Origin of the sequence: Streptomyces sp. DH12 (genome assembly GCF_020873895.1) — a bacterium.
Classification (GTDB): domain Bacteria; phylum Actinomycetota; class Actinomycetes; order Streptomycetales; family Streptomycetaceae; genus Streptomyces.
On sequence record NZ_JAHWGT010000044.1, the window covers coordinates 47,568 to 56,344 of the forward strand.

The 8,777-nt window shown below is 76.1% G+C and carries 5 protein-coding genes, 1 tRNA gene, 1 other RNA gene and 1 pseudogene; 2 read left to right on the forward strand and 6 right to left on the reverse strand.

Annotated features, from left to right (window positions below; genetic code table 11):
• Nucleotides 1-133: 133 nt before the first annotated feature.
• From LPA54_RS29200 to ffs, 4 genes are all read right to left on the reverse strand, one after another.
• Entirely contained in the window at nucleotides 134-2,254 is a 2,121-nt protein-coding gene (locus LPA54_RS29200; RefSeq protein ID WP_228983351.1) for a hypothetical protein, read from the reverse strand.
• Nucleotides 2,255-2,497: 243 nt separating this feature from the next.
• On the reverse strand, nucleotides 2,498-3,748 hold the full coding sequence (purD, locus tag LPA54_RS29205; RefSeq protein WP_228983355.1) for a phosphoribosylamine--glycine ligase: 1,251 nt from the start codon (nucleotides 3,746-3,748) through the stop codon (nucleotides 2,498-2,500).
• Between the two features lie 61 nt (nucleotides 3,749-3,809).
• Entirely contained in the window at nucleotides 3,810-6,233 is a 2,424-nt protein-coding gene (locus LPA54_RS29210) for a DNA polymerase III subunit gamma and tau (protein WP_228983359.1), read from the reverse strand.
• Between the two features lie 72 nt (nucleotides 6,234-6,305).
• Nucleotides 6,306-6,404, reverse strand: an RNA gene (gene ffs / locus LPA54_RS29215) — signal recognition particle sRNA small type.
• A 72-nt stretch (nucleotides 6,405-6,476) separates the two neighbouring features.
• Between ffs and LPA54_RS29220 the strand changes: the two genes are divergently transcribed.
• Nucleotides 6,477-6,564 (forward strand) — tRNA-Ser (locus tag LPA54_RS29220).
• A 107-nt stretch (nucleotides 6,565-6,671) separates the two neighbouring features.
• Here LPA54_RS29220 and LPA54_RS29225 read toward each other — a convergent pair.
• Nucleotides 6,672-7,292 (reverse strand): restriction endonuclease, encoded by a 621-nt coding sequence (locus LPA54_RS29225; protein ID WP_228983361.1) that lies wholly within the window; start codon nucleotides 7,290-7,292, stop codon nucleotides 6,672-6,674.
• A gap of 247 nt (nucleotides 7,293-7,539) precedes the next feature.
• Here LPA54_RS29225 and LPA54_RS29230 point away from each other — a divergent pair.
• A pseudogene (locus tag LPA54_RS29230) lies at nucleotides 7,540-7,946 on the forward strand (ATP-binding protein); the annotation flags it as partial.
• Here LPA54_RS29230 and LPA54_RS29235 read toward each other — a convergent pair.
• The gene (locus LPA54_RS29235) at nucleotides 7,947-8,444 is read right to left on the reverse strand and encodes a hypothetical protein (protein WP_228983364.1); all 498 of its coding nucleotides are present in this window, start codon (nucleotides 8,442-8,444) and stop codon (nucleotides 7,947-7,949) included.
• Nucleotides 8,445-8,777 lie beyond the last annotated feature (333 nt).

Consider the following 8,777-nt stretch of genomic DNA (forward strand, 5'->3'; position numbering starts at 1 on the left):
CGCAGAGGCGGACCCGGGGCGGGCCTCCGGACGGGTGCCGCGCCGGCACCTCGGCTGCCGCGCTCGCCCCCGCCGCAGCCGCAATCGCGACCGCGACCGCGACCGCAGAGGGGCAGCCGGCCGGCCGCAGGCGTCAGACGAGTCGTACGGGCTTCTCCGGCCGCGCGCCCACGGCGGTGAGCCAGCTCCGCAGCGGCTCGGGGTCGGCGTCCTCTATGAGCGCGAGGACGCCGTCGGCCACGTCGGCGCGCTGCCTGCCGCCCTCCTCGCCGAGCAGCAGGACCGGACCGTCCAGCCAGTCCAACCCGGGCGCGGCACCCGCGGTGTCCACGGCGGCGCAGCAGACCATCGCCGTGACGTGGTCGGCGAGCAGCTCGCGGTCCGTGCGGGGCGGCTGGAGCGGCAGCAGCGGCAGGTCGTCACCGCCCCAGATGTACGGGGCGGGCCCGGTCGCGTCTCCGGCGCGCGCGGTCTCGGACGCGCTCCCGCTGTGCGCGGACGCCACGACCTGACCGGATCGGGTCGCCGCCTGTCCGTGGCCGGTCGGCTCGGGAGCGGTTCCGGCGGCGGGGTCCTGCGCTGCCGGCCCGCCGGTGACGTGCGCGGCCGGGTCGGGGGCGGTAGCCGGGTCGGAGGCGGCGGCCGGGCCGGGGGCGGCCGGGCCGGCGGTGGCGGCCGGGCCGGGGGTGGCCCCTGCCGTACCTGCCCTGCCGCCCGGGGCCGGGTCGGGGGCGGCGCCGGTGGTCGGCCGGTGGGTCGCGGGCCCGTCGGACGAGGGGCTCCCGGGCGAGGGCCCGTCGGACGGGAGGCCGTCGGACGGGAGGCCGTCGGACGAGGGTTCGTCGGACGGGAGGCCGTCGGGCGAGGGCCTGACGGACGAGGGGTCGGCGGACGGGGGCCGGCGGGTGGAGTCCTCGCGCAGGAGCGCCGACTCCTCGCGGGAGAGTTCCGCGCTGATCGCCGCCGCCAGAGTGTCGCCGTCGTCCGCCGTCGACAGGTGCCGCAGGACGCGGGCGAGGGTGGGGCCCTCCGACGTGCCGTCCGGGTCGCCCGGGTGGGCGCCGAGTCCGTCGAGGCGGTCGAGGGCGCGGTGGAGGCGGGCGGCTTCGGTGCGCCACTTCCGGTCGACGACCTCGTCCGGGTACCGCTGCCAGTCCACCGGCGCCCAGTCGGCGCCCGGTACGGCCGGGCCGCCGTGGAAGAGGCGGGCGGCCAGCAGGGACGTCGCCTCGTCCACCAGGCCGGGCTCCTCCAGCAGGTCGCACGCGGGCCGCTCGCCCAGCCGCGTCGTGTAGCCCTCGGCAAGCCGGTCGCGGCGGGACAGCTCCGTGAGCGCCGAGACGACGCCCGCGTCCAGCCGGGACGGCCAGCGCCCCATCCGCCACGCGGGCAGCGCGACGCGGGTCAGCAGCCGGTCCCACCCCGCGTACGCGAGGCCGACCTGCTCCTGGGCGACGATCCGCAGGCCGTAGTCCACGGCCTGCGCGCGCTCCGACGCCGCCGTCGCGACGGCCCGTTCCATCTCGGTGGCGGGGCCGCGCACGGCCCGCAGCAGCAGCCGCGCGACCGCGCCCACGCCCCGGGCGCCCAGCCGCGGCAGCGCGCCGAGCCCCGGCCGGTCGGGCAGGGCCACCGCCGCGTCCAGCCCGCGTACGAACCGGCGGGCCGCGGCTATGTCGGGGTCGGCGGACGCGCCCGTGCCCGCCACGACCGGCGCCAGCACCGCCCGCAGCTCGCCGACCCGCATCCACCACAGGAACGGCGACCCTATGACCAGCACGGGAGTCGCGTCCGACGGGCCGTGCGGGCGGCCGGGCACGCGGTGCGCCCGGTGGGTGCGGTCCTCCAGCCAGCTGTCGCAGTCCGGCGTCAGCGCTATCGCCGACGGCGCGGGCACCGAAAGCCGCGACGCGAGGTCGCGCACCAGCCGGTACAGGTCCGGGGCCGATGCCTCGGTGATCTCGACGGTCGGCGTGAGCGCCGGGCGGGCCCGCGCGATGACCGTGCCGACGGCGGCGGCGCCGAGCAGCACGGCCGCGGCGAGGCCCGACACCACCCACCGGGCGACGTCCCAGCCGCCGCCCGCCAGCCGGCCCGTGGCACCACCGGTCAGCAGCACGACGGCGACGGCGGCCGGCAGCAGGGCGACGGCCAGCGCACGGCCGCGCACCCGGAGCACGGCGACGGCCAGGGCGTGCGCCGCGCGCGCGCCGCGCTCCTCGCCCAGCGCACCACCGGCACGCGGGACGCCCACGCCTTCCCTGTCGGATCCGGACCCGAACACGGCCTTACGTCACCCCCTCCACGCCTGCGACGGTTCTGCTCACTCCCCCACTGTGACACCCGCCACTGACATCGCAATGCCGGTGGGCCAAGTGCCGGAACGCCTGCGCGGCACCCTAGTTGGGGCATCGGCAGGCGTCATCCGGATGGGTGAGTCGTCACTCGATGGAATGGCTTTGACCAAGGCTGAAGACGGTTCGGGGTTCGAACGGGTTTACTGCCCGGCGGCCGTACGGGCGATGTCCGTGCGGTGCTGGGAGCCCTCCAGGCGGATCCGCCCGACCGCGGCGTACGCCCGCTCCCTGGCCTGCGCCAGGTCCTCGCCGGTCGCGGTGACGGACAGGACGCGCCCGCCGGCGCTGACGACCGCGTCACCCTCGCGGCGGGTGCCGGCGTGCAGCACGTACGCGTGCGGCGCGTCCCGCTCCGCGACCTCGTCGAGGCCGGTGACGGGGTCGCCGGTGCGCGGGGTGGCGGGGTAGTCGTGCGCGGCGACGACGACGGTGACGGCGGCCTCGTCGCGCCAGGTGAGCGGCGGCTCGGTGTCGAGGGTGCCGTTCGCCGCGTGGAGCAGGACGCCCGCGAGCGGCGTCCTGAGCCGGGCGAGGACGACCTGCGTCTCGGGGTCGCCGAAGCGGGCGTTGAACTCGATGACCCGCACGCCCCGCGAGGTGATCGCGAGACCCGCGTACAGCAGGCCGGAGAACGGCGTGCCGCGGCGGCGCAGTTCGTCCACGGTCGGCTGGAGGACGGTCGCCATGACCTCGTCGACCAGCTTCGGGTCCGCCCACGGCAGCGGGGAGTAGGCGCCCATGCCGCCGGTGTTGGGGCCCTCGTCGCCGTCGAGGGCCCGCTTGAAGTCCTGGGCGGGGGTGAGCGGGAGGACGGTCGTGCCGTCCGTGATCGCGAAGAGGGACACCTCGGGGCCGTCGAGGTACTCCTCGATGACCACGCGCTCGCAGGAGAGGGCGTGCGCGCGGGCCTGCTCCACGTCGCCCGTGACGACGACGCCCTTGCCGGCGGCGAGGCCGTCGTCCTTGACGACGTACGGGGCGCCGAACGCGTCCAGCGCCTCCTCGATCTCCTCGGGCGTCGTGCAGACGTAGCTGCGGGCCGTGGGCACGCCGGCGGACGCCATCACGTCCTTGGCGAAGGCCTTGGAGCCCTCCAGCCGGGCGGCCTTCGCGGACGGGCCGAAGCAGGGGACGCCGGCCGCGCGCACGGCGTCGGCGACCCCGGCGACGAGCGGTGCCTCCGGGCCGACGACGACCAGGTCGGCCCCCAGGTCGGTGGCGAGGCGGGCCACGGCCGCGCCGTCGAGGGCGTCGACCTGGTGGAGCTCGGCGACCTCCGCGATTCCGGCGTTGCCGGGCGCGCAGTGCAGAGCGGTGACGTCGGGATCGAGCGAGAGGGAGCGGCACAGGGCGTGTTCGCGGGCGCCGCCGCCGATGACGAGGACCTTCACGCCAGCCAGGGTAGCCCGGCGCGCGGCGGGCCCTTTGTGCGGGCCGCCGAGGCGGGGCCCCCTACTCGTTCGTGTATTCCTCCACCACCGTGGCGCCGAGCTCCCGGACGATCAGCTCGTGACCTGAGAGCGCCGAGTCGACAAGGTCCGGATCGTCCTCCTCCGGTACGTCGTCCTCGGGCGCGACCGGCTGGGGTCCGGCCGGTCGCGGCGGCTCGTACCCGCCGGGTCCGGAGGACGGACCGGACCGCCCCTGCGGGCCCTGCGGTACCTGCGGCGGGGCGGACGGCTGCTGGGCGGGGCGGGCAGCGGCGGGCGGGGACTGCGGGCCGGGCTGCGGGGGCGGGGCCGGGGCGGCGGGGCGGCCGCCGTGGCCGCCGTGGGGGGAGGACGGGGCCGAGGGCGCCGGGCCGGAGCCGCCGGACGGGTCGACGATCGCCTCGATCTTCCAGTTGACGTGGAACTGCTCGGCGAGCGCCTGCCGCAGCACCTCCTCGCTGCCGCTGCCGGCGAAGTTGTCCCGGGCGCCGGCGTTGAGGAAGCCGAGTTGGAGGGTCGTGCCGTCGAACCCGGCGACCTGGGCGTTCTGGCTGAGCAGGATCCAGGTGAAGCGGCGGCGGTTCTTGACGGCCTCCAGGATGGAGGGCCACATGTTGCGGACCTGGACCGCGCCGTGGGCCGCCGCCGGCTCGGCGTGGGCCCCGGCGGGCGGGGCGGCGGGCGCCTGCGGCTGCTGGGGGGCGTGCGGCTGCTGGGGGGCGTGGCCCGCCTGGCCCTGGTGGCCCTGCTGCGGGGCGGGGCGGCCCTGGCCGGGCGCGGCGGCGGAGGGCCAGGCGCCGGGCTGCCGGCCGCCGGGGGCACCCGTACCGGCGCCGGGACCGCCGGGCGCGGCGGCGCTCGGCCAGGCACCGGGGGCGCGGGAACCCGCGGCCTGCGCGGCCGGGGCGGCGGCGGGCGGCTCCTGGGGCGCGGGGGCGACCGGGGCGGGGGGCGCGACGGGCGCGTCGGGCGTGGGCGGTACGGCGTGAGCCGCGGCGGCGGCCGGTACGGACCCGGCCCCCGCCCCCTCACCACCGGGGCCACCGACACCGCTCGGCCCACCGGGGCCAGCGGCACCGCCCGGCCCACCGGGGCCAGCGGCACCGCTGAGGCCACCGGGACCGCCGTCGGCGCCGCCCCCGCGGACGGCCGCCCGCGCGGCCGCGGCACCGCCACCGGGCGGAACGGCCGCCGGAACGCCCTGCCCCGGCCCGACCGCGTCGGGCTGGTGGGCGCCCGGACCCGGCACGTACCCGACGGAGGGCCCGGGCCCGGCGGCCTGGACGTGCATGCCGCGCTCCAGCCGCTCCAGCCTGGCCTGCACCGAACACTCGTCGTCGAAGGCGGCGGGCAGCAGCACGCGGGCGCAGATCAGCTCCAGCTGCAACCGCGGCGAGGTGGCGCCGCGCATCTCGGTCAGGCCGGTGTTCACCAGGTCGGCGGCGCGGCTCAACTCGGCCGCGCCGAACGTCGACGCCTGCGCCAGCATCCGCTCGACCACGTCCGCCGGCCCCTCGATGAGGCCCTTGTCCACGGCGTCCGGCACCGCGGCGAGGATCACCAGGTCCCGCAGCCGCTCCAGCAGGTCGGCGACGAACCGGCGCGGGTCGTTGCCGCCCTCCACGACCCGGTCGACCACCTCGAAGGCCGCCGCGCCGTCCCCGGTCGCGAACGCCTCCACGACGGCGTCCAGCAGCGACCCGTCGGTGTAGCCGAGCAGCGAGGTGGCCATGGCGTACGTCACGCCCTCCTCGCCGGCCCCGGCGAGGAGCTGGTCCATCACGGACATCGAGTCACGCACGGACCCGGCGCCGGCCCGCACGACCAGCGGCAGCACGCCCTCCTCGACCGGGATGGCCTCCCGCCCGCACACCTCGCCCAGGTACTCGCGCAGCGTGCCGGGCGGCACCAATCGGAAGGGGTAGTGGTGCGTACGCGACCGGATCGTCCCGATGACCTTCTCGGGCTCGGTCGTCGCGAAGATGAACTTGAGGTGCTCCGGCGGCTCCTCCACGACCTTCAGCAGGGCGTTGAACCCCGCGGAGGTGACCATGTGGGCCTCGTCGATGATGTAGATCTTGTACCGGCTGCTCGCGGGCCCGAAGAACGCCTTCTCCCGCAGGTCGCGGGCGTCGTCCACACCACCGTGCGACGCGGCGTCGATCTCGATGACGTCGATCGAACCCGGCCCGTTCCGCGCGAGGTCACGACACGACTGGCACTCCCCGCACGGCGTGGGCGTGGGACCCTGCTCGCAGTTCAGGCAGCGGGCCAGGATGCGCGCGCTGGTCGTCTTGCCACAGCCCCGCGGCCCGCTGAACAGGTACGCGTGGTTGACCCGGTTGTTCCGCAGCGCCTGCTGCAGGGGGTCGGTGACATGCTCCTGCCCGATGACCTCGGCGAAGGTCTCGGGTCGATAGCGGCGGTACAGCGCGAGGGACGACACCCTTACGACGATATCGGGCCCCGCCGACAACCGGCCCGCCCCGAGACCAGCACCACACGCACCCGGCCCGCCCACGCAAGCGCCCCCCACGCACCCGCCAGAGCCGACCTACCCTTGCTGCCTTCCGGCCCTGGGGGAGTTCAGTCAGATAGCGCCACGTGAGGGGCTGCGCCCAGCGTACCCGATCCCCCGCCCGGCGAACGAGTTCGCGAGCACCCCCGGGAGTCATGTAATGTTCCCGGCGGAGGATTCGCCTAGAGGCCTAGGGCGCACGCTTGGAAAGCGTGTTGGGGGCAACCCCTCACGAGTTCGAATCTCGTATCCTCCGCCAGTGCCTCACCGGGCACGATGTCGAAGGGCCCCACTGCTCGCAGTGGGGCCCTTCGTCGTACGTGGGAGCAGTCCCCGGGGCCACGGCCGCCCGCCGGGGCGACGCTTCTACTCGTACGTCTCCTTCCAGCGCTGACGGTGCCGCCGGTCTCCCTGCCCGAGGCCGTTCACCGCGCTGAGCGACAGGAGCGAGGCCCCGTTGTTCCACAGCCCGAGGTGGTCGCGGTGGACGGCGAGCACGTCGTTCTCCGCGGCGAACCGCTCGGCCGGGCCACTGAAGTACGTCGTGGCCACGAAGACCGCCACGTCGGCCTTGAAGTGCACCTTCGCTCCGAGCAGGTCGCGCACCTCGCGGCTGGGGATCCTGCTCCTGGGCGCGTACCGCTTGCACTGGATCACCATGCTGCGCCCGTCGGGCAGGCACCCCCGGACGTCGGCCCCGTTGTCGTGTGAGCCGCCGACCCTCCGCACGTCGGTGCACCCGTCGCGCCGGCACAGCTCCACGACGAACTCCTCGAACTCCGTCCCCGTCATCGCGTCGACCTGTGCGAGCGTCCGGTGCCCGGCCCTCACCGCCTCGTCGTGCCGCCACCGCCGGTCGCCGCCCCTGAGGAGCCGGTCGGTGCGCCACAGCCACCACCCTCCGCCGGCGGCGCCGCCGAGGAGGAGCGCACCGAGGAGGTAGGGCCAGATCGCGCTCCAGAACGCCGCCAGTACGACGGCGCCCACGCATCCGGTCGCAGCGCCGATACCGAGTCGCTGCCGACGGCGCTTCCGCGCAGCCGACACCCGCCGCTTCCGTGCCGCCGCCATGGCCCTCCCCTTGGTCCGGCAGCAGGATCGACGAGGCGGGACCGAGCCGTAAGGGCGCCGATCAGCCAATGACCGAGACGCATGGCGTGGCGCGGGCCGTCGCTTCCTGCCGCAGAGCGGGTCGGGAGGGGCAGGGCGGTATCAAGAGGGACGGTTTTCCTGGCGATACGATCTCGCACTGATCCGGATCAAGGAGCAGTGGACGAGCTGCGGGGGCGTGCGATCCAACCCCTCGCCCGGGAAATTGTCGCCCGTCTCCTGCCGGACGGGCTCCTGCATTCCGCTTCCGCGATCGGCGGGTACTGGACCCGCAGCAATGACGTGGAGATCGACCTGGTGGGCGCCGACCGCCAGCCGGTGGCCAAGGACCTGCTCTTCCTCGGCTCGATCAGATGGCTGGAGAACTCCGCGTTCGACAGCCACGATCTCGCGGCGCTGCAGAAGCACCGTGCCGCGATCACCGACGAACCGACACCACGCGTGGCGGTGTCGCGCAACGGGACCACCTGTTCCCGGCTCCACGCGGCGTACGGGCCGGAGGACCCGCTCGCCGCCTGGCGCGGGGCGTGATCAGGAAAGGGCGGCCCCGGTGGGTCGCCGGCGGGTGGCGCCCGGGGGCCAGATGATGTCCACCGGGATGCCTCGGGAGCGGGCGTAGGCGACGAGGTGGGCCGTCGCGTCGCGGCCGTCGGACGGGGAGCCGTCCCAGACCGCCAGGAGGTGGCGGCTCGTGGCGATCATGCGTTCGTCCGCGCCGACGCACGCGTCACGGCCCTCCGGGTCGTACGGCATGAGCCGCATCTGCTCGGCGAGGCGGAGGAGTTCGCCGGCCGCGGGGCGGTCGCGGCGGGGCAGTACGGCCGGTACCGAGCCCTGCGCCGGGAGCAGGACGACCAGGCTGCGGCCCGCCTCGCGGACGGCCCGGCCGAACGCCACGGGCAGTCCCGCGCCGACGCGTACCAGGCCGGTGGCGTCCTCCTCCAGGTGTGCCAGCCGGCTGCGCAGCTCCTCCTCGACCAGGGCCAGGGTCTCCGGGGTCAGGTCGGTGTGGCCGACCGCCGCGATCACCTCGCGGCTCGCTTTCCGGCCATGGGCGCCTCCCACTCGTAGGTGCGGACCGCACAACGGACATGGTGGGCGCCCGTTCCGTGCCGGCGCGCGGCGAGCCCCCGGTAGGGGAGAAGTGAACACACGGTGTCCCTGTGGGGGAAGGGGACCTGCCGGGGGTCGCGGGGGCGGGACGGGGGGCGAGGGGTCGGGCTTTCGGCAACTGGGCCTGTGCGTCTGCGTGTTGGGGGTGTCGGGCGGGGGCTCGGGGTGTGGTGGTGGGGGGCGCGCGGGGTGGCGCGTCGGGGTGACGGGGCCGCCGTGGCGGGGCGGGGCGGGCGTGCGGAGGCCCGC